The sequence below is a fragment of the Actinoplanes italicus genome (assembly GCF_003001815.1).
Classification (GTDB): Bacteria; Actinomycetota; Actinomycetes; order Mycobacteriales; family Micromonosporaceae; genus Actinoplanes; species Actinoplanes italicus.
In genome coordinates, this window is the sequence record NZ_PVMZ01000028.1 from 96,604 (window position 1) to 117,794 (window position 21,191).

Annotated in this window: 18 protein-coding genes; 11 read left to right on the forward strand and 7 right to left on the reverse strand. The window is 70.6% G+C overall.

Annotated elements, in window-relative coordinates:
• Nucleotides 1–8 precede the first annotated feature (8 nt).
• Together CLV67_RS44125 and CLV67_RS44130 are read left to right on the forward strand one after the other, a co-directional pair.
• The gene (locus tag CLV67_RS44125; RefSeq protein WP_106329718.1) at nt 9–836 is read left to right on the forward strand and encodes a hypothetical protein; all 828 of its coding nucleotides are present in this window, start codon (nt 9–11) and stop codon (nt 834–836) included.
• Nucleotides 836–2,980, forward strand: coding sequence for a hypothetical protein (locus tag CLV67_RS44130; protein ID WP_106329719.1), 2,145 nt, complete (start codon nt 836–838; stop codon nt 2,978–2,980). Before CLV67_RS44125 ends, CLV67_RS44130 begins: the two co-directional genes overlap by 1 nt.
• A 703-nt stretch (nt 2,981–3,683) precedes the next feature.
• On the opposite strand, the gene pseI is transcribed toward CLV67_RS44130, so the two are convergent.
• The 4 genes from pseI to CLV67_RS44150 are packed head-to-tail and all read right to left on the reverse strand — an operon-like array spanning nt 3,684 to nt 8,640.
• Entirely contained in the window at nt 3,684–4,700 is a 1,017-nt protein-coding gene (gene pseI / locus CLV67_RS44135) for a pseudaminic acid synthase (protein WP_106329721.1), read from the reverse strand.
• Nucleotides 4,697–5,155, reverse strand: a complete 459-nt coding sequence (locus CLV67_RS44140; RefSeq protein ID WP_106329722.1) for a GNAT family N-acetyltransferase — start codon at nt 5,153–5,155, stop codon at nt 4,697–4,699. Before CLV67_RS44140 ends, pseI begins: the two co-directional genes overlap by 4 nt.
• Complete coding sequence (locus tag CLV67_RS44145; protein ID WP_106329724.1) at nt 5,152–6,213, reverse strand: glycosyltransferase family 2 protein; 1,062 nt, start codon at nt 6,211–6,213, stop codon at nt 5,152–5,154. Before CLV67_RS44145 ends, CLV67_RS44140 begins: the two co-directional genes overlap by 4 nt.
• Nucleotides 6,214–6,264: 51 nt before the next feature.
• A complete protein-coding gene (locus tag CLV67_RS44150) occupies nt 6,265–8,640 on the reverse strand; it encodes a putative bifunctional diguanylate cyclase/phosphodiesterase (RefSeq protein ID WP_239166850.1) in 2,376 nt (791 codons plus the stop codon).
• Between the two features lie 34 nt (nt 8,641–8,674).
• Here CLV67_RS44150 and CLV67_RS44155 point away from each other — a divergent pair, with 34 nt between their 5' ends.
• Nucleotides 8,675–10,255 (forward strand): APC family permease, encoded by a 1,581-nt coding sequence (locus tag CLV67_RS44155; RefSeq protein ID WP_106329726.1) that lies wholly within the window; start codon nt 8,675–8,677, stop codon nt 10,253–10,255.
• Here the strand turns inward: CLV67_RS44155 and CLV67_RS44160 are convergent.
• Nucleotides 10,227–10,727, reverse strand: coding sequence for a hypothetical protein (locus CLV67_RS44160; RefSeq protein WP_170154236.1), 501 nt, complete (start codon nt 10,725–10,727; stop codon nt 10,227–10,229). The two genes, CLV67_RS44155 and CLV67_RS44160, sit on opposite strands and share 29 nt — an antisense overlap.
• 200 nt (nt 10,728–10,927) lie before the next feature.
• Between CLV67_RS44160 and CLV67_RS44165 the strand changes: the two genes are divergently transcribed.
• The 8 genes from CLV67_RS44165 to CLV67_RS44200 all read left to right on the forward strand — a co-directional run bounded on the left by CLV67_RS44165 (nt 10,928) and on the right by CLV67_RS44200 (nt 20,276).
• Complete coding sequence (locus CLV67_RS44165; RefSeq protein WP_106329731.1) at nt 10,928–12,490, forward strand: alpha/beta hydrolase; 1,563 nt, start codon at nt 10,928–10,930, stop codon at nt 12,488–12,490.
• 231 nt (nt 12,491–12,721) lie between these two features.
• Complete coding sequence (locus CLV67_RS44170; protein ID WP_106329733.1) at nt 12,722–13,309, forward strand: TMEM165/GDT1 family protein; 588 nt, start codon at nt 12,722–12,724, stop codon at nt 13,307–13,309.
• Nucleotides 13,310–13,321: 12 nt separating this feature from the next.
• Nucleotides 13,322–14,233 (forward strand): cyclase family protein, encoded by a 912-nt coding sequence (locus tag CLV67_RS44175; protein ID WP_106329735.1) that lies wholly within the window; start codon nt 13,322–13,324, stop codon nt 14,231–14,233.
• Nucleotides 14,230–15,435 (forward strand): tetratricopeptide repeat protein, encoded by a 1,206-nt coding sequence (locus CLV67_RS44180; RefSeq protein WP_106329737.1) that lies wholly within the window; start codon nt 14,230–14,232, stop codon nt 15,433–15,435. The genes CLV67_RS44175 and CLV67_RS44180 overlap by 4 nt, the downstream gene beginning before the upstream one ends.
• 245 nt (nt 15,436–15,680) lie before the next feature.
• On the forward strand, nt 15,681–16,403 hold the full coding sequence (locus tag CLV67_RS44185; protein WP_106329739.1) for a tetratricopeptide repeat protein: 723 nt from the start codon (nt 15,681–15,683) through the stop codon (nt 16,401–16,403).
• Nucleotides 16,404–16,445: 42 nt separating this feature from the next.
• Nucleotides 16,446–17,171, forward strand: coding sequence for a LamG-like jellyroll fold domain-containing protein (locus tag CLV67_RS44190; RefSeq protein ID WP_106329741.1), 726 nt, complete (start codon nt 16,446–16,448; stop codon nt 17,169–17,171).
• 48 nt (nt 17,172–17,219) lie between these two features.
• Entirely contained in the window at nt 17,220–19,163 is a 1,944-nt protein-coding gene (locus CLV67_RS44195) for an alkaline phosphatase family protein (RefSeq protein WP_239166851.1), read from the forward strand.
• A gap of 6 nt (nt 19,164–19,169) precedes the next feature.
• Complete coding sequence (locus CLV67_RS44200; RefSeq protein ID WP_106329745.1) at nt 19,170–20,276, forward strand: hypothetical protein; 1,107 nt, start codon at nt 19,170–19,172, stop codon at nt 20,274–20,276.
• 13 nt (nt 20,277–20,289) lie between these two features.
• On the opposite strand, the gene CLV67_RS44205 is transcribed toward CLV67_RS44200, so the two are convergent.
• Nucleotides 20,290–20,952, reverse strand: coding sequence for a DedA family protein (locus tag CLV67_RS44205; protein ID WP_106329747.1), 663 nt, complete (start codon nt 20,950–20,952; stop codon nt 20,290–20,292).
• A gap of 116 nt (nt 20,953–21,068) precedes the next feature.
• The coding region (locus tag CLV67_RS44210; protein WP_282958721.1) for a sigma factor-like helix-turn-helix DNA-binding protein at nt 21,069–21,191 on the reverse strand (123 nt) is incomplete at its 5' end.

Genomic DNA, 21,191 nt, shown 5'->3' on the forward strand with positions numbered 1-21,191 from the left:
GCGGCGCGATGCACCACGCCAACCACCACTACGGGCACTCGCACATCCTGGCCCGCTACTGCGAGATGCCGGAGCCGCTGCACCCGCCCCGCATTCACGGATACCTCCAGCACGGCTGGAACATCGGCGACGGCCTCGCACCCGGCACGCCGTACGTCGCGGGCAGCCGGCTCCTGGTCTGGTCCGAGGAGACCCGGCGCCGCTCCTGGTCGCAGGGCCGGCGCAACGTCGTGGTGGTCGGCGCGCCGTTCGCCTATCTGGTCGAGATGACACCACCGGCCGACGAGCCCGGCGAGGGAACGATCTTCTACCCGTTCCACGGCTGGGAGGGGCAGCAGGTCCACGGCGACCACCAGCGGCTCATCGACGAGGTGAAAGCGACCGAGACCGGCCCGATCACCGCGTGCCTCTACTGGAACGAGTACCGGACGCGAGCGGTCCGCGCGCTCTACGAGCGCGCCGGCTTCCGGGTCATCTGCCACGGTTACCGCGGTTTCATGTGGCGCGACCACAACCGCGACTTCCTGGTCGGGCAGCTCGCCGAGCTGCGGCGGCACCGGCGGGTCGTCTCCAACCGGTTGTGCAGCGCCATCTGGTACGGCCTGCTGGCCGGCCGGGAGACGGCGGTCTACGGCGACCCGATGATCCTCGACAACGCCGACATGACCTTCGGCGGCGAGCCGCGCCTGCACCGCCAGTGGCCGGAGCTGTACGGGCACACGACCGACTACGCCACCTGTCACCGGCTGGCCCGCGTCCAGCTGGGCGCCGACGAACTGGCCGGCCCCGACGAACTGCGAGAGCTGCTCGGCTGGCCGAAGAGAGAGCACGTCTGATGCCGAACCTGATCCGCGCCGGTGGCGAGATGTTCAACTTCCACGACCGGCCCGGCGCGGGCGGTCCGCTGCTGCGGCACCTGGTTCTGCCCCTGGCCGGTCCCGGCCGTACCGTCCTGGTCGCCGGTCCGCATCCGGACGACCTGATCACCGGGCTCGTCGACGGCGGTGCCGAGGTCACCTGGGTGCTGCGCTCACTTGCCGACGCAGAAATGGCCGCGGCGGCCCATCCGGCGGTCACCGTGGTGGCCGGGGCCTTCGACGTGGTCTCCGTGGCTTTCGGCGGGGTTGCCGGGGCTTTCGGCGTCGCGTCCGGGGCTTTCGGCGTCCCGTCCGGGGCCCTCGGCGTCGTGTCCGGGGCTTTCGGCGTCGTGTCCGGGGCCTTCGGCGAGATCAATATCGCTTCCGGGTACGACCTGGTGGTCGCCATGGACGGCCTCGGCCGCCTGAACTCCGCAGAAGGTGGCCTGCTCCCGGCCGATGAACTGCTCGACCGTCTGACCGGCGCGGTGCGGTCCGGTGGCGCCATGATCCTGATGCACGACAACCAGCTCGGTTTCCACCACACCGTCCGTCTCGACCCGGGCCACCGGTTCCGCGACGACGCCGCCTGGTCCTCGTGTGAGGGCCCGGCCTCCCGCGGCCAGCTGACCGACCGGTTGACCCGTGCGGGTCTGGTGGTGGACGTGGCGTACGCGGCGTTCCCGGAGCCGTCTGCCCCGGCCGTACTCATCGGGGGCGAAGTCCTTGGAGACGTCTCGTCGCCGCTGCGACCGTGGCTCAAGACCGTGCTCGCGCAGGCCTGCACCACGGCATACCGCGGGCGGCCGGTCCTCAGCGACCCGCGCCGGTTGATCCACCGGGCGCTGCTGGCCGGAGCCGAGGACACCATCGCCGGCGGCTGGCTGGTCGTCGCACACGCGCCCGGGCAGCCCGGCCCGGCCCGCGAATGGCCCGACGTGCTCGTCGACGACGTCGCGGGCGTCTACACACTCGCCGAGGACGGCCCCCGGGCGGCGCTGCTACCACGCAAGTCTCCACCGAACCCCGACGGCCAGCCGGTCCCGGACAGTCTGCCGGTCACCCACCACCTGCCGGACGCCGACCGTCTGCCGGGTGCGGACGGCCTGCCGGACGACGACGGCCTGCCGGGTGGTGACGGGGTGCTGGACGGCGACGGTGTGCCGGGTGGTGATGCTGTGCCGGGCGGTGAGGGCCTACCGCGTGGTGACGGGATGCTGGACGGCGACGGTGTGCCGGGTGGTGATGCTGTGCCGGGCGGTGACGGCCTACCGCGTGGTGACGGGATGCTGGACGGCGACGGTGTGCCGGGTGGTGATGCTGTGCCGGGTAGTGATGCTGTGCCGGGTGATGGTGGGATGCCGGGTGCTGACGGGTTGCGGCGGGCTGCGGTGCTGCGGCCCACCCACGGCCGGCAACTGGAGGAACTGCTTCTGGAGTTGTGTGCTACCGCGGACGTGCGTGCCCTGCGGCACGAACTCGCCCGCTACGAGTCGTGGCTGACCGCCCAGGCCACCGATGGCGTGGTCGACGGACCTGCCGCGCTGGCCGATCTGTCCGGCATCGGTGTCACGGCGGACGGTCCGGCGTTGCTCGTGGCCCGCTGGGAGAAGGCTGTTCCCGTGCGGATCGCGCTGGTTCGGGCGCTGTGGCAGTTCGCGGTCCGGTTGATCACCTGGGGCCGCCCGCACCCGTGGCCGATCACCGTGAGCGCCGCCGATCTGGCCGCGATCCTGGTCGCCATGGCCGGCCCCGGTCTCACCGACGAGGAGTTGAAGGCCGCCATCGAACTGCAGGTGACGATCGACGCTGCCGAGTTCGGGCTGGGGAAGTCCGAGCAGCGGGCGCTGCGCCTCACGCTGTCGGCGGTACGGCCGGGCACCCCGCCGGTCGACGTGGCCGGGTACCACGAACTCACCGAGGCACTGTGGCGTCAGCGGTACGAGGCGAGCCACCTGCTCGCGATGATGGAGTGGACCGATGACGTGATCCGGATGCGTGACGACCAGCTCAGCCGGATGGACTGGGAGCTGCAGTTCTACCGAAGCCGGCTGTCCGGCCGCGCGCTCATGGCGGCCAAGCGAGCACTCCGGACCCTACGCACGAAGTCCCGCCGCGGCTAGCACCTGCATCCCGCACCCGCACCCGCGTCTCGCGCCCGTATCCGCGTCTCGCGCCCGCATCCCGCATCTCTCGCGCCCGTATCCGCGTCTCGCGCCCGCATCCCGCATCTCTCGCGCCCGTATCCGCGTCTCGCCCCCCGCACCCCAAGCCCGCCGATCTTGTGAGCTTGCGCCCGCGCAGCGACCGCAACCGCACAAGATCGGCGGCGCTGTGCCCAGGCCGCCCCCCGGGCCACGCCCAGGCCGGTCGATCTTGTGCGGTTGCTACCGCCACGGCTGCTCGCCACGGCCGCCGCAATTTCACAAGATCTGCGGCGCTGATCCCGGACCGCGCCCAGGCCGGTCGATCTTGTGCGGTTGCGCCCTCGCAGCCGCCGCAAACCCACAAGATCTGCCCCGCAGCTCCGAGGCTGCTCGCAAGCCCGCCGATCTTGTTAGCCCGCGCCCTCGCAGCGACCGCAAGCTCACAAGATCTGTGAGGGTTGCACCCAAAGCCGCTCCCAGACCGCCCCGGACCGCGCCGGGGCCGATCGTTCGTGTGTGGTTGCGCCCGCGCAGCGACCGCAATTTCACAAGATCGGCGGTGCTGTGCCCGGCCGCGCCTGGCGCCGCGCCTGGGCGGGTCGTTCTTGTGTGGTTGCGTCATTACGGCCGCCGTAAGTTCACAAGATTGGCGGCAGCCTGCGAGCGGCGCGTGAGGTTGTCAGATGAGGTCCCAGGTCAGAGGGGTGCCCTTGGCGGCGTCGACGGTGAAGGTGCGGCCCAGCACGGTGCCGATCTGGTCCGGCTCGAGACCGCCCGTCGGCCGGATGGAACGAACGTTCTGTTCAGTGACTACGTCGCCGGCCCGCACGTCGGTGACCACGTAGAGCGACCTCCGGAAGCGCAGACTCTCCTTCTCCGCCCGGGTCGGCCCGATCGCCGTGGTACCGAGCGCCTGCCACGCCCGCTCGGACTCGGTCACGAGCAGCCGCAGTTCGTCCTGGTCCAGCGAGAACGCCGAGTCCACACCGCCGTCGGCGCGGTCCAGTGTGAAGTGTTTCTCGATCAGGACGGCGCCGTACGCCACCGCGGCGATCGGCACGCCGATGCCCATCGTGTGGTCGCTCAGCCCGATCGGCAGGTTCAGCGCCTCGGCCAGCACCGGGATGCGGCGCAGGTTCGTCTCCTCGGGCGGGGCTGGATAGGAGGCGGTGCAGCTCAGTACGGTGATGTCCGTGGCACCGGCGCCCTCGGCGGCCTCGACCGCCGCGGTGATCTCGCGGAGTGTGGCCATGCCGGTGGAGATGATGATCGGCTTGCCGGTCGAGGCGGCGAGCCGGATGAGCGGAAGGTCGGTGATCTCCGAGGACGCGATCTTGTACATCGGCGCGTCCAGCTTCTCCAGCAGCTCGATCGCGGTCCGGTCGAACGGGCTGGAGAACGGCGTGATGCCCTGCTCCCGGGCGCGTTCGAAGATCGGGCCGTGCCAGTCCCACGGGGTGTGCGCCCGCTCGAACAGCTGGTAGAGGTAGTCGCCGCCCCACAGGTCGTGGCCCGCCGAGATCTGGAACCTGGGGTGCTTGACGTCCACGGTCATGGTGTCCGCGGTGTACGTCTGGATCTTGATGGCGTCGGCGCCGGCTTCGGCCGCGGCGTCCACCAGGGCCAGCGCCCGGTCCAGCGAACCGTTGTGGTTGCCCGACATCTCGGCCACGATGTACGGCTTCGTGCTGCTCATCTGTTTCTCTCCGTCCACACGACGGTCTTCGGCACGCCGTCGACCAGCCGTTCGTATCTGCGTGTCTCGCGGAACCCGAATCGCCGGTGCAGGGCGAGGACCTGCGTGTTGTCGGCGAGCGTCTCGCCGCCGAGGGTGTCGAGGCCGAGCGTGCCGAACGCGTACTCGACCGCCTCGGACTCCAGCCGCATCCACGCGGGCAGGAGGCGTGGGCCCAGTCCGTCCACGTCGAGGTAGAACGACCAGGTCGAACCGTTGAAGATCACCACCCCGGCAGGGACGCCGTCCGCCTCGTAGATCAGGACGTCGCCGCTGCGCCGCGCCCACCAGGCGGCGTGTTCGTCGGGTCGGATCTCGTGCGTGGTCAGGCTGACGGCACGTACCGACGGGTGGTTGCGCCAGGGGAGGACCAGGTCACGATCGGAGTCACGGGCGGGTCGAAGCACGCCCGTCAACGTATGGACGTGGTCTTGACCCGCTGTGGCGGCGACGGGATGTCCCGGGAAACCGCAGGTGTCCGTTGGGTGGACCGGCGTCGTATCCCGGCCACCCGGTATCCCGCGCGCAGGGCCGCATACATGCTGTAGCTGTTTGCCGCCACGAGCCGGTGCTTGAGTCCGGGCGTTCCGGCCGGCGGCAGGTAACCGGCCGGGCGGTGCCGCCGGTACAGCGCCGCGATCTCACGGAAGAACGCGCGGCGCCGACGCGGGTGCACCCGGCTCTCGTTGCCGGCGACCACCAGGAGGTGGCTGATCATCAGAGTGAAGATGCGTACGCGCAGCGCGGGCTCGCCACCGGCGGCGTCCAGCCAGGTGTAGAAGCGGTCCCACTGCTCGAAGGCCTCGAAATGGCGGTCGCTGCGGGTCGCGGTGATCGCACCGAACCGGCCGACGCGGTAGTGGTAGCAGACCCGGTCGAGCACGTCGAGCCGCTCGGCGGCGATCAGCACCGGATTGCTGAACGGGACGTCCTCGTACCAGCCCGCCGGGAAGCGCAGGTCGTGCTTGGCCAGGAAGTCCCGCCGCATGACCCGGTTCCACGCGGTGTGCTGGACGCCGATCAGACGATCCAGGTCGGGGGTGCCGGTCAGCAGCACCGAGCTCGGGTCGGTCTGCAGGCGGCCGCTCTCGTGCACCCGCAGGTGGTCGATCAGCAGCACGTCGGGCTCGGTCTCCCGCAGGCGTTCCAGCACCGCGCGGACCGAGCCGGACGGCAGCCAGTCGTCGCTGTCGACGAACCAGACGTACTTGCCGCGGGCCTCGGCCAGGCCGGCGTTGCGGGCCAGGCCGAGTCCGACGTTGTCGCTGAGGTGGAGAACACGCAGGTCCCCGTGACGAGCGGCGTAGGAGTCCAGCATCGTGCCGCACCCGTCCGGGGACGCGTCATCGACGGCGATGACCTCCACCGAGGCGTTCTCGTCGGGGCTCAGCCCGGCGCGGATCGACTCGAGACACTGGTAGAGGTAGCCCTCGACCGCGTAGACCGGCACTACGACGGTCAGCAGAACATCCATGCCGACCACCGTCAGCCCCGTACGTGAAGTCGAGGGGAACCACAGTTGTCGCTAGTGGGGGTCGATGGGGAACAACAGGTCCTGCATGGCCTCGGTGGTCAGCGGTTCGGCGAAGTAGTAGCCCTGGCCGAGCTCGCAGTTGCCGTCGGCGAGTTCGCTGAGCTGCCCGGCGTCCTCGATGCCCTCGGCGACAGTGGACAGCTGCAGTGCCTGACCGAGCTGGATGATCCCCAGGGTCAGGGCCGCGGCCGCCGGCACGTCACCGACATCGTCGACGAACGACTTGTCGATCTTGATGATGTCGACCGGGAACCGTCGCAGGTAGGCCAGCGACGAGTAACCGGTGCCGAAATCGTCGATCGCGAGCCGTACGCCCAAAGCCTTGATCGTATTGAGGCGTTCCAGGGTCTCCTGCCGATGATCCACCAGCAGTGACTCGGTCAACTCGATGACCAGGCGGTGGGCCGGCAGTCCACTGTCGGCAAGTGCCCGGTCCACCACATCGGGAAGATCAGGACGATCCAGCTGTACGGCCGACAGGTTGACGCTCACCGTCAACGGCTTGTCGGGGTCGCGCTGGCGGTTCCAGCGGGCCGCCTGACGACACGCCTCGCGCAGCACCCACTCGCCGATCGGGACGATCATCCCGGTCTCCTCGGCCAGCGGGATGAAGTCCAGCGGCGGGATCATCCCGCGTTCCGGGTGCTGCCAGCGGACCAGCGCCTCCAGTCCGGAGATCTCATTCGTGGCCAGCCGTACGATCGGCTGGAACCGCAGCTCGAACTCGTGCCGCAGCACGGCCCGCCGCAGGTCGGCCTCCATCTCCAGGTGCCTCTGGAAGGACTCGCGCATCGACGGTTCGAAGAAGGCGTACTGGTCCTTGCCCTTCTTCTTCGCCTCGAACAGCGCCAGGTCGGCGCGGACCAGCAGCTCCTGGGCGTCGAGTCCGCCGACCTCACCGTGCGCGACACCGATGCTGACGGTCACGAACGTCTCGCGGCCGTCCAGATCGAACGGTTCGCGCATCGCCGTGACGATCCGGCGGGCCACCGGCAGAGCGGCCTCCACGCTGGCGGCGTCCGGCAGCAGCACGGCGAACTCGTCGCCGCCCAGCCGCGCCGCGGTGTCCTCCAGCCGCAGGCAGTCCCGCAGCCGGTCGGCCGCCAGGGTCAGCAGCCGGTCGCCGGACGTGTGCCCGAGCGCGTCGTTGATCACCTTGAACCGGTCCAGGCCGATGAGAAGCGCGGCGACCCCACCGGTGCGGGCCGTGCCGAGGGCGTTCTCCATCCGGGTGACGAACAGCGAACGGCTGGCCAGCCCGGTCAGCGCGTCGTGGAACGAGGCGTTCATCTCGCGCAGTGTGCGGGCGTCGGTGACGGCCAGGCTGGCGTGCTCGGCGAAGGCCTGCAGCATCTCCTGCGAGCCCTTGTCCCACTCCCGCGGCTCGGTGTACGAGCCGGCGAAAATGGCGCCGACCACCACGCCGTTCTCGTGCACCGGTACGGCCATCACGCTCTTGATCTGGTTCTGCACCATCTCCGGCACGGCGATCGGCGAGTTGGCGTAGTCGTCCACCGCGACCAGTTCGTCACCCATGATCGCCAGTCCGGCGACACCGAGCGAGGTGACCGGGATCCGCTGCATCCGGGCGATCACGTGCTCGGGGATGCCGGCCCCGGAGACCAGGCTCATCCGGCTCGGCTCGTCGTTCTCCAGCACGGTCAGACCGGCGATGTCGACCTGCAGCAGATCGGCGACCCCGGCCGTGACCAGGTCCAGGACCTTGCGCAGCGGCTCGCGCCGGGCGATCGCCCGCTGCACGGTGCTCAGCTCGTCGAAGACCCGCTGACGGCGTTGCAGCGAGTCGATCAGCCGGTTGTTCTCCACGGCCTGCCGGCGCTCGGCCTCGACCAGATGCAGCGCCTGCAGGCTCAGCTCCAGCACACGGGCCATGCCGCGGAGCAGGCACACCTCCTCGTCGGTGAAGTCGTTGGACGAGTCGTCGGAGCGGCGGCCGAGGATCAACATGCCCGAGGAGGCGCCGCCCAGCGGGGCGACCGCCAGCGAGTAGCAGGTGTCACCGGCACGCAGCGTCGGCGGCCGGCCCACGTGGTACCCGGCGGTGAGCGCGTAGACCGGGATCTCGTCGGCGGGCAGTCCGACGGCGGCGGCCACACCACCGTCGACCGTCAGGACCGCGAGGTCGGCACCGAGGGCACGCGACGCGCATTCGACCGCGGCATGCTGTGCGGCCGCTTCGTCGGGGCGGTCCGCTACGACGGCGAGGAACTCCGTCAGTTGCTGAGTGGCTAGCACGTGGTTGCAGTCGGCGAGCGGAACCCTCAGCTGAGGGAAACCCGCAAGCCGTTCGGTGTTCGTGCCAACCTGGTCACGAACGGTCAGTGCACCGATACGTACGGTTGTCAAAGGTGTGGCCGTACGACTGAATGGATCCGTGGAGATGTCCGAGGAGGATTCGTCGCACGGGCTCGCGCCCGGCCGGGTGGGCGCCGCCTCGATCGCCTTCCTCGGCCTGGCCGCGACCGCACCGATCGTCACCCTGGTCACCGTGATCCCGGCCGTCCTCGCCGACGGGGCCGGTCAGCTCGTGCCCTGGTCGTTCGCCGGGGTCGGGCTCCTGCTGCTGGTCTTCTGCTCCGGCCAGGCCGCCATGATCCGCCGGTTTCCCAGCGCCGGAGCCGCGTACTCCCAGGTCTCCCGCGGGCTGGGCCGTCCCGTCGGGCTGGCCGCGGCCTGGCTCGCGATCGCCGGCTACCACGCGATCCAGTTCGGTCTCTACGCCCTCGCCGGTGTCGCCGCGGCTCCACTGTTGAGCAGCTTCCTCGGCCTGACCGCGCCGTGGTGGACGGTCGCCGCCGGTTGCTGGGCGATCGTCGCGATCTGCGGCACGATGCGCATCGAGATCGCGGCCGGGGTGGTCGGTCTGTTCGCGGTGGCCCAGGTCGCCGTGCTCGCCGGCATCGGCGCGGCCAACGTGCTCCAGCCGTCCGGGGGCCGGGTCGGCCCGGACACGATCCTGATCGCCGACCCGGCCGTCCTCGACCGTCCGGCGCTCGGACTGCTGCTCGCCGTGGCGGTGCTGACCTTCGCCGGCTTCGAGTCCACGGCCACCTATCCGGAGGAGGGTTTCCAGCCGCGGCGCAGTGCCGGCTTCGGCGGGTACGGCGCGGTGCTGCTGATCGCCCTGCTGCTCGGCGGCTTCTCCTGGTCGATGATCGTCGCCGCCGGACCCGGCCGCGCCGCCGGGATCGCCGCCGCCCGCGGGCCCGAGATGCTCTTCGACCTGGCGGCCGAACGGCTCGCGCCGTGGGCCGTGACCCTGGGCCGGTTCATGCTGCTCACCGGCGTGGTGGTGGCGATCCTGGCACTGCACCAGGCGATCGCCCGCTACCTGTACGCACTGGGCCGTGAACGGGTGCTCCCCGCCGTACTGGGCAATATCCGTCGCCGGACGGCCGCGCCGCGCGCCGCCTCGATGACCCAGTCGTTGATCGCGGGTGCCGCCCTGGCCGGTGCCCATGCCGCGGGCGCCGACCCCGGTCCCCGTACCGCCAGATGGTTGATCGCCGGAGGCGCCCTCAGCATCCTGGTGCTGCTGCTGTTCGTGGCGCTGGCCGCGCTGTTGCACCTGAACCGCGTTCCGGGCCCCGAAGGCGCGTGGGGCCGGTTCGTCGGGCCCGTGGTGTCCGTCGTGTCGCTGGCCAGTCTCGGCTTCCTGGCCTTCCGCGACCTGCCCGCGCTGCTCGACCTGCCCTCCGGATACCCGCTGGTCAAGGTCATCCCCGGCGCCTTACTGGCCTGCATCCTCTTGGCCGTGACACACGCCCTGCTGCTGCGCCGCTTCCACCCGATCGTCTACGCCGGCATAGGGCTGGCCGGCACCCCGGTGGTGATCACCCCGGTGAGCCCGGCTCCGCACGCCGAACCCACCGCCCCGAAGATCCCCCGCCAGCGCGATCCGGGAGCCCATCGCCCCGAGCGCGTGAACACCTCTAACCAAAGAAGTCCTGGACCTGAGTGAGCGTCAGATAGCCCTGGTGCTCCAGTTCGCGGGGGATCGAGGGCAGGCTCTTGGCCGTGATCGGCACCTCGTCGGCGTCCTCCGGCGGGGCCGAGGGCGCCGGGGTGGGCGGCAGGTCGGGCAGGGCCATCGCCTCCCGGATCACCTCGAACATCGTGCGCACCTCGGTGGACGCCCGCTGGACCAGTTCGTCGCGGTCGGTGCCGGCCGGCGGCAGGGCGCAGGTGAAGTTCGCCCGGAGCTGGTCGTCGACGCGGCGGATGTCGGCGCTGGGACGCAGATGGTCGAGCCGGCCTTCGGTCACGATGCCGAGCTCACAACCGCGGAAGCCGGACCGGTGCCACCACTGCTGCCAGCGCGGGTCGGCGTCCAGGCTATGTGCGGCGTGCTGGAGTGCCCTCAGGTAGTAGCGCGGCTGCTGGCCGTCCCGAGTTGCCGTCCCCAGCCGTGGGTGGAGCCAGAACTCGTCCATGGTTCGCAATGGTCGCAAATCAGACGGCAAACGGCAGGGATTCCGGGGTGGCGCGTTCGGGTGGATCGGTCGAGCATCCAGAGGGATTGCGCCCTTTATACATAAAATGCACCTTATGAGGTGGTGTACCGGCGTGGAAGGGTGATACTGCCCAGCAAGCCCTTGACCATATGGGGTTAAACGGACACAAGGGGCTTGGTATGAGAAGGTTCTGGGCAGCCGCGACCGCGGTGGCTCTCTGTACGGTCGGTGCCGCTGTCACCGGCGCGCAGGCCGAGACGGCGCGCCGCGTGCCGGCGTCGATCGCCTGGGGCGCCTGCACCGAGGGCACGCTGAAGTCGCACGGCGCCGAGTGTGGATATCTCTCCGTGCCTCTGGACTACGCGAAACCGGACGGTACGAAGATCGAGCTGGCGGTGTCGCGGATCAAGTCCACCGCACCGGCGGACAAGCGGCAGGGCGTGATCCTCGTCAACCCGGGCGGCCCAGGTGGTTCCGGCCGGGCGATGGCCGCGCTCGGTCAGGCCGTACCGAAGCAGGGTGGAGCCGGTTACGACTGGATCGGCTTCGACCCGCGCGGTGTCGGCGCCAGCAAGCCGAAACTCACCTGTGACAGCAAGTACGCCGGGTACAACCGGCCGGCGTACGTGCCGAGCACGCCGGAGATCGAGAAGGCCTGGCACGCCCGGACCACCGCCTACGCCGCGGCCTGTGCCAAGAGCGGCGGCGCGCTGCTCGACCACATGCGCAGCGAGGACACGGTCCGCGACATCGACAGCATCCGCCAGGCGCTGGGCGTCGAGAAGATCAGCTTCTACGGGTTCTCCTACGGCACCTACCTCGGTCAGCTCTACGCCAGCCGCAACCCGGAGCGAGTGCACCGGATGGTCCTCGACGGCGTGGTCGACCCGGGCCGGGTCTGGTACCAGTCGAACCTCGACCAGGACGTCGCCTTCGACAAGGCCATCAAGATCTACTTCGCGTGGATCGCCAAGTACGACTCGGTCTACAAGCTCGGCCGGACCGCGGCGGCCGTGGAGAAGCTCTACTACCGGCAGCTCGAGGAACTGGGGAAGAAGCCGGCCGGGCAGATCGGGCCGGCCGAACTGACCGACGTGTTCCTGCAGCCCGGCTACTACGTCTTCGGCTGGGAGGAGACCGCCCGCGCGTTCTCGGCCTGGGTCCACGACTCCGACGTGTCTCAGCTCAAGCGGCTCTACGACGCCGACCACAAGCAGGACGAAGGCGCCGACAACGGGTACGCCGTCTACCTGGCCGTCCAGTGCACCGACGCGCCGTGGCCGGCCAGCTGGAAGAAGTGGGCCCGGGACAACTGGCGGGTGCACAAGCGGGCGCCGTTCGAGACCTGGGGCAACGCGTGGTACAACGCGCCCTGCCGGCACTGGGCCGGTGACGCCGGCAAGCCGGTCGAGGTGGACGGCAGCAAGGTGCCGCCGCTGTTGATGCTCAGTGAGACCCTCGACGCCGCCACCCCGTTCACGGGTGCGCTGGAAGCCCGCCGCCGGTTCCCGCGGTCCGTCCTGATCGAGGGCATCGACGGCACCACCCACGCCGGATCGCTGTTCGGCAACGCGTGCGTGGACAACACGATCGCCGACTACCTGGCCACCGGCGCGCTGCCCGGCCGGGTCAAGGCGGACCGCGCCGACAAACAGTGCGAGCCGATCCCCAAGCCGACCCCGCTCGCCGCCACCGCCCGGAAGCCGGACCTCCGGCGGCTGCTGCAGCACAACATCAAGTGAACGGGCTCACGTCCTGGTCACCGTGCTGGTGACCAGGACGTGAGCTAGGCTCGATCCCGCGAAGGGGAGTAGCTCCCAATGTCGCGGTCGACATACTGACCCCGGTTCTCCGGGTTCCGGCCGCGCGGCCTCGTCACGAGGCGAGCGAGACCTTCGACCAGGCCATATTCGTCATGGCCGGGTCGAGGTCGCCCTGCGCCAGAACCCGGTCATGTTTCACCGGGAGTTTTCGTGGAAGGTTTCCTCGCCGCGCTGGCCATCAGCTTCGCGGTCATCTTCGTCGCCGAGCTCGGCGACAAGTCGCAGCTCATGGCGATGACGTTCGCCACCCGTTTCAAGACCATGCCGGTGCTGATCGGGATCACCGTCGCCACCGCCGTCGTCCACCTGGTGTCCGTCGGTATCGGGTACGGCCTCGGCGCTGCCCTCCCGACCGGCTGGATCTCGCTGGTCGCCGGTATCGCCTTCCTCGGGTTCGGTGCCTGGACCCTGCGCGGCGACAGCCTGACCGACGACGAGAAGGGCAAGGCCGAGCGGTCCACCGGCTCGGCGATCTGGGCGGTCGGCGGTGCGTTCTTCCTGGCCGAACTCGGCGACAAGACCATGCTGGCGACGATCACCCTGGCCACCCAGCACGGCTGGTTCGGTGTCTGGATCGGCTCGACCGTCGGCATGGTCGCCGCCGACGCGCTCGCCATTCTCGTGGGTCGATACCTTGGGAGACATCTACCGGAAAAGGTCATCAAGTACGGAGCTGCCGCACTCTTCGCTATCTTCGGCATCTGGTTGATCGCCGAAGGTGTGATCGAACTGCGATAAAAAGGAGCCGCCGTGCTGGACTACCGGGCCGAGTTCGACGCCGAAGTCACCCTCGACGGCGGGGGCGAACTGAGGGCGCGCGGCTTCCGCCTGAACATCCCGCACGCCGACGTCACCGACTCCGAGATCACCGCGCTGCTCGTCGCCGCGCTCGCCCCGCAGCGGGTCGAGCGGGCCGCGGTCAGCGACGTCCGGATCATCGCCGAACCGCACCCGCCGGCCGGGGACACCGAGGCCGAGCGGGTCCGGTTCGTCGAGCTCAGCCACGTCATCACGGCGGGGATGGTCACCTACCCCGGCCTGCCCGCCCCCGAGATCACCCCGCACCTGAGCAGGAGCGCGTCCCGCGGTCACTACGCCGCGGGCACCGAGTTCGTCATCGACCGGATCAGCATGGTCGGCAACACCGGCACCTACCTGGACAGCCCGTACCACCGCTACGCCGACGGCACCGACCTTGCCGGGATCCCGCTGGAACGCCTCGCCGGCCTGCCCGCCGTGGTGGTCCGCGTGGTCGGCAGCGAGCGCGGTGTCACCGCCGAGATGCTCGCCCACGTCGCCGTCTCCGGCCGGGCCGTGCTCCTGCACACCGGCGGCGACCGGCATTGGGGCACCCCCGCGTACGGCGTCGACGCGCCTTACCTGACCCGCGAGGGCGCCCACCTCCTGGCCGACCGCGGTGCCGCCCTCGTCGGCATCGACGCCGTCAACATCGACGACGCCTCTCCGGAGGCCGCGGGCGAACGGCCCGCCCACAGCCTGCTCCTGGCCGCCGGCATCCCGATCGTCGAACACCTCACCAACCTGCGCGAACTGCCGCCGCTCGGCGCGCGCTTCACCGCCGTACCGCCGAGGGTCGCCGGTTTCGGCAGTTTCCCGGTCCGTGCCTTCGCGACCGTCCCCGCCGACGAGCCACCCGCGTGAGCCGCGACCTCGAGCTGGCCCGGATTCAGCTCAGCCGGGGCGAACCCGAGGCCGCGGCCCGCCTGCTCGGCCCACTGCTCGCCGCCGAACCCGACGACGTGCCGGCGCTGGTCCTGATGACCCACGCGCAGATCGCCCTGAAACGACTGGACCTCGCCGACGAGCTGTCGCGGCGCGCGGTCGAGCACGCGCCCGAGTCGCCGGACGCGCTGTCCGCGCTCAGCCGGGTCCACAGCGAGGCAGGCCGGCACGCCGAAGCCATCGCCGCTGCCCGCGCGGCCGCGGCACGGCAGCCGCTGAACCCGTACCGGCATCACCGCCTCGCCTGGGCGCTGCTCGAGGAGGGCCGCAACGCCGTCGAGGCCGAACACGCGGCCCGCGAGTCGATCCGTCTCGACCCCGAGAAGGCGGATTTCCGGATCACGTACGCCATGGTCATGAAGCAGCTGAACCTCAACGACCGGGCCCGTCAGGCCCTGCGCGACGCCCTGGCGCTGGAACCGGACAACGCGGTGGCCCGCCACGAGCTGGCCGCCCTGGACGTCATCCACCGCAACCCGTTCGCCCTTGCCCGCATGGCGCGCGGCGCGTCCGGCCTGGTCGGAGCACTGCGCGCCGACCCCAAGCAGGAGGCCAGCCGCTTCCTGCTCGACCTGGCCCTGCGCCAGTTCCTGGTCTACACCGCGATCATCCTGGTCCTGTTCGCCTACCTCGGCTGGCGTACCGCCGACTCGTCCCCCGGCGTCGCCCGCCTCTTCGCCGCCCTGGCCGCCCTGGCACCGTCCGCCTACGCCGGCTACTTCCTCTCCCGGCTCGACCCGGCGCTGCGCTCCTACCTGCGCGACCTACTCACCCACGGCCGTCAGCGCATCGCCCTCGCGGCCGCCGCGCTGGCCGTGTTCCCGCTGTTCATGGCACTGGTCGTCCCGGCCGGCTGGCTGCCCGTACTGCTCGGCACTGCCACCTTCGCCGGTTTCGCGGTCCGCCTCCTCACCGCGCCGGTCGAGGAACCGGGCGAACGCGTACCGGGCCTGAGCAACCAATCCCTGCGCCTGATCGCCGGGACCTGTGCCGCCGTTTTCGTCGGCGTCGTCGCCACCGACGCCCTTGCCCGCGAGTGGCGCTTCCCGGCCGCCCTCACCGCCGCCATGGCCTTCCTCCTCTGCATCGCGGTCCTCACCCGCCGCAGAAAACCTTCCTGATGTACGGCTACGCGGGGCACCGGCGCTCCGCCGGCGACGCAGGCGGTGGTCCCGCCCATTAGCGCCCCTTTCGGGCTGAATCCGTGCTCACCGCCTGTGTCGCGGAAGCGGAGCCCAGGTGCTCCGCGTGGGCGTACATCCAAGAAATCGGCGGGAATCGCCTCGGGTGGGCGGGAGGCTCAGAAACGGGAGTTCTCCGCCGATGTGAACCTCGTGATCCCCAGCCGTATCCCCGGAGCGGACCGATGACCGAACTCGCCCCCTCCCCGGGCCTGACCGCAGGTTCCGCCGACGCGTCTGCCAGGGCCTTCGCCGATCCGAACGACCTGGGCGTGGCGCGGGCCGCCGCCCTGTTCGAGCACATGCAGCCGGAGAAGGCGGCCGAGATGCTGCATCCGGTGCTGGCCGGGCGGCCGGACTCCGCGCCGGGGTGGATCCTGATGGCGCGGATCCGGCTGGCGCTCGATCAGGTGGAGGCGGCTCTGGAGGCGGCGACCCGGGCGGTGGACCTGGCTCCGGAGGATCCGCGCCCGCCGGCGATCGCCAGCCGGGCGCTGACCCTGCTGGGGCGGCACGAGGAGGCGATGAGCATGGCCTACCGGGCGGTGATCGTCGAGCCGAAGAACCCGCTGTGGCATGACCGCGTGGCGTGGGCGCTGCTGGCCGCGGACCGGCAGCTGGGTGACGCCGAACAGGCGGCGCGGACCGCGGTGGGACTGGACCCCAACGAGGCGCACTACTACTTCACGCACGGGGTGACACTGGCCGCGCTCGGGCACGTCGACCAGGCCCGGCAGGCGCTGGAGACGTCGCTGCGGCTGGAGCCGGAGAACCCGGTGGCCCGGCACCGGCTGGACGTGCTGAACGGGGCCGCGCAGCCGGTGACCGAGAAGAAGAAGCGCGGCTGGCGGCTGTTCGGGCGTAAGGAGTCGGCCAAGCCGGTTCGCCCAGAGGAGTTCCGACCCTGATCCGCTGCACGGGCACAATACCGCACAAGTAATAATTCGGGCATGCGATCAGGTATGTCCGCGGCGGTTCTGGCATCCGTGGCCATTGTCGTCGCCCCCGCGCCGGCGTGGGCGAGCGACCCACCGCTGGTGACCGAGATGACTGCCCACTACGGCTTCAACGGGCGGTCCAGCAGCATCCTCGACGAGTCCGGCAACGGGCACACGCTGCGGGTGATCTCGTCCCAGGGCGGGCAGGTCCGGTCGGTCGCGCACGGGCCCGGCACGGCGCTGGCCTTCCCGGACAAGTGCACCGAGCAGGTGTGCCCGCACGTGGCGCTGCAGAGCGTCGAGTCGGCGGGACTGAACCCGGGCACCCGGGACATCGCGTTCGGCGCCGACGTGCTGCTCGACCCCGGCCAGACCAGCACCGGGCAGAACGTGCTGCAGAAGGGCTACTCCACCACGGGCAGCCAGTACAAACTGCAGATCGACGGCGCCGCGGGCCATCCCAGCTGTGTGCTGGTCGACGAGCGGTGGCCGGCCATCCGGATGGTCCGCAGTTCGATCACCATCGCGGACGGGCGCTGGCATCGGGTGCGTTGCCAGCGGGTCGGGACCCGTCTCGAGGTCTACGTCGACAACGTGCTGCGTGGGCGTACATCGGTGCCGTCGAATTTGAACGTCTCCAACGACCTGCCGCTGAGTATCGGCGCAAAGGGCGCATATCGCGACAACGATCAGTTCAACGGCATTCTTGACAACGTCTGGGTACGGATCAGCCGCTGACCCCTTCCCCGTCCGGTTCCGCACGTCCCGGTGTGTCATCGTCGGGGGGTGGCCATCAGCAGCCGAATGCACACCCTGCTCCGACGGGTCCGAGCCGTGCTGCGCAGCGCCCTCACCACGTTCGTGGTGCTGACCCTGACCCTGTGGCTCATGCCCGGAGTGGCCGGCACCGACGTCGTGGACACCCTCGGTCTCGTCGTGCTCGTCGCCGGGGTCGGCGCGGTGCTGCGGCCCCTGCTGTTGCTCGGCATCACCGCGCTGGGCGGCTGGGCCGCGATGCTGCTCGGAGTGGTCACGCAGATCGTCGTCATGGTGGTGGCGCTGCGGTTCGACCCCGGCAACCGGATCAGCGGCCTGCCCACCCTGGTCACCGCCGCGATCCTGGCCGTGATCGTGGCCGCCCTGCTCGACTGGATGGCCGACGCCGGCAGCGACGACACCTTCGTCCGGGAGGCCCGCCGCCTGATGCGCGGGATCCGCCGGCGCTCCACCGGCCGGCTGCTCAGCTTCCGCCGCCCACCGCCCGGCACCGACGCGGGCCTGCTGATCGTGCAGCTGGACGGGGTTGCCGAGCCGGTGCTGCGCTGGGCGATCCGGGCCGGGAACCTGCCGACCATCGGGCACTGGCTGCGGACCGGCAGTCACACGGTCCGCGGCTGGCACACCGGTCTGCCGTCGACGACCCCGGCGTCACAGGCCGGCATCCTGCACGGCGCGAGCCGGCAGATCCCGGGTTTCCGCTGGTACGAGAAGGAGACCGGCAAGGTGATGGTCTCCAACCGCCCCCGGGACGCCGCGATCATCGAGTCCCGGCTCAGCGACGGCCGCGGCCTGCTCCGCGACGGCGGGGTCAGCATCAGCAACGCGTTCAGCGGTGACGCGGCGACCAGCCTGCTGACCGTCAGCCACGCGGCCCTGCCCGGACGGACGGCCCGCGGCTGGGCGGCGTTCATGGCCTCGCCGTACGGCTTCACCCGCGCCCTGGTCCTCGGCGGCGCCGAGGTGATCACCGAGCTGTACCAGGCCCGCCTGCAGCGTCGGCGCAACCTGCAGCCGCGGGTCAGCCGGTCCGGCGCGTTCCTGGCCCTGCGCCCCGCCTCGATGTTGCTGCGCGACGTGAACATCTCGCTGGTCGCCGAGCAGATGGCCCGCGGCGTCCCGGCGATCTACTGCGACCTGGTCGACTACGACGAGGTGGCGCACCACGCCGGTCCGGCGCGGCCCGAGTCGATGCGCCAGCTGGAGAGCCTGGACCGGATGCTCGGCGTGCTCGGCCGGCTCGCACCCGAGGCGGCCCGCCATTACCACCTGGTGGTGCTCTCCGACCACGGGCAGAGTCAGGGACCGACCTTCCGGCAACGGTACGGCGAGACCCTCGACGAGCTGGTGGCCCGCCTCGCCGAGGACGTGCTGGTGGTGTCCTCGGGCAACCTGTCGATGCTCTACCTGACCCGGTTCCCGAACCGGCTGAGCCAGGAGGCGATCGAGCACGCCCACCCCGACCTGATCCGCGGGCTCGCCTCGCACCCGGGCGTCGGGATCGTGGTGGTCCAGGGCAAGGACGGAGCGATGGCGTACGGCTCGGCCGGCTCCCATCGGCTGAGCGACGGAACGGTGATCGGCATCGACCCGCTGATCCCGTACGGCCCGCGTGCCCGCGCCGACCTGCTGCGTCACCAGCTCGCCGCCCACGTCGGCGACGTGGTCGTGATCAGCTCGGTGAACCCGGAGACACAGGAGGTGCCCGCCTTCGAGGAGCTGGTCGGCTCGCACGGGGGACTCGGCGGCTGGCAGACCGACGCGATGCTCGTGCACCCGGCGTCCTGGCTGGTCTCGCACGATCTCGACGGCCCGGACGCGGTACACCGCCAGCTGGTGGACTGGCTGGTCATGCTCGGTCTGCGTACCGCCGACCCGGCCCTTCCGGCAACGTCGCCCAGCCCTCTCGAAACGGGCGTTCCAGCGCGACTTTCCCCCGTCCGGGAGAGTTGAGCCGATGTGCGTCTCCTCGTCCTGACCCTGCTGTCCGTCCTCGCCATCGCGGCACCCGCACGAGCCGTCGAATCGGCCGCCCGGGTGGCACCGACTTTCAACGGGACCGTGTACGCGGTCGCCTACCAGGGCAGCACGGTCTATGTCGGTGGGTCGTTCACCAAGGCGAGCTGGAACGGGCGCACCCATGCACGTAACCGGCTGGCGGCCTTCGACGGCCGGACCGGTGCGCTGCTGAGCTGGGCGCCACCGGCCGACGGGACGGTCCGCGCCCTGGCCGCGTCACCCGGCGCCATCTTCGCGGCCGGCGGGTTCCACCGGGTCGCCGGAGAGAAGCGGGACTCGATCGCGCAACTCAGCCCGACCGCCGACACCGTCACCCCGTTCGAGCACGACATCGACGGCACCCCGTACGCCCTCGCGGCCGGCGACGGCCGTCTCTACCTGGGCGGCAGCTTCACCGCCGTCGACGGCCGCAAGCAGCGGAACCTGGCGGCGTTCTCGCTGGCCACCGGCAAGCTCGACAGGACCTGGCGTGCCTCCGCCGACGACCGGGTGCACACCCTCGCGGTGACCGGTGAGCGGGTGCTCCTCGGTGGGGCGTTCCGGCGGGTCAACGGGGAGAAGGGCAGGTCGCGGCTCGCGGCGGTGCACGCCACGAGCGGCCTGCTGGACCGCCCTTTCCGGCCGAAGGTGGCGGCCGAGGTCAACGCCGTCACGGTCGACGCCTCCGGCGTGTACGCGGCCACCGGCGGGCAGGGCGGGCGGGCGGTCGCCTACCGGTTCGACGGCACCACCCGCTGGCAACGCGTGTTCGACGGCGACGCCACCGCCATCACCACGATCGCCGGGACCGCGTACGTCGGCGGCCACTTCGACCGGGTCTGCCTGACCGCTCGCAACGGGCCCCAGGGCAACTGCGTGGGCGGTTCGACACCACGGGTCAAGCTGGCGGCGGTCACGGGTGACGGCCTTCTCACCGAGTGGGACCCTCAGGCCAACGGCGTGATCGGGGTACGGGTACTGAGTGCCGACCCGAGCGGTGCGCTGTACGCCGGCGGCGACTTCACCACGATCGGTGGCCAGGTCAGGGCTAGGTTCGCCCGGTTCTGACCCGGTGACCTGATCAGGCCTGGCTCTCCTCGACCTGCTCGGCCGCCCGCGCCCGCCGCCTCCGGATGTGCCGGACGTGCAGGGTCACGTAGATCCCGACCGCCAGGACCAGGAACCCGATGACCGGCCACTGGTAGCGGTGCGCGTACTTCATCACCGTGCCGATGTTGTCGCCCAGCTGGTAGGCGAGCGTGCACCAGAACGCGACCCAGAGCGCCGCCCCGATCGCGTTGTAGAGCAGGAACGTCTTCCACGGCATCCGGGTGATCCCGGCGATCACACCGTTGAGCTGTCGCAGCCCGTCGATGAACCGGGCGATCACGATGACCCGGTTGCCGCGGCGGGCGAAGAAGTCCTCGGCCTTCGCCAGACGGGCCGGCGTCACGAAGATGTACTTGCCCCACCGCTCCACGATCCTGCGGCCGCCGCGCAGACCGATCCAGTAACCGATGTTGTCGCCGATCACGGCCGTCACGAAGCAGATCAGCGCCACGACCCAGATGTTCATCCGTCCGAGGCCCGCGTAGATCGACCCGGCCACCATGATCGTCTGACCCGGCGCCGGAACGCCGAAGCTCTCGACCACGATCACGCCACCGATGGCCCAGTAACCCCAGCGGTCCAGGATCGGGGCCACGGTGTCCAGGAACCCGGGCAGCTCGGCAGAAGGTGGCATCCGCTACACGGTAGCCGGAGCCGGTAGCGACGGCTGAGTGGACCGGGGTGTTCACACGACGGCGGCACCGGTCGGGGAGGACCGGTGCCGCCGTCGTGTGAATCAGATGGGGTGGATCAGAGCGCGTCCGCGGCCAGCTGGCCACGCAGCTTGGTCAGGGCCTTGGTGAGCAGGCGGGAGACGTGCATCTGGGAGATGCCGATCTGCTCGGCGATCTGGCTCTGGGTGAGGTTGCCGTA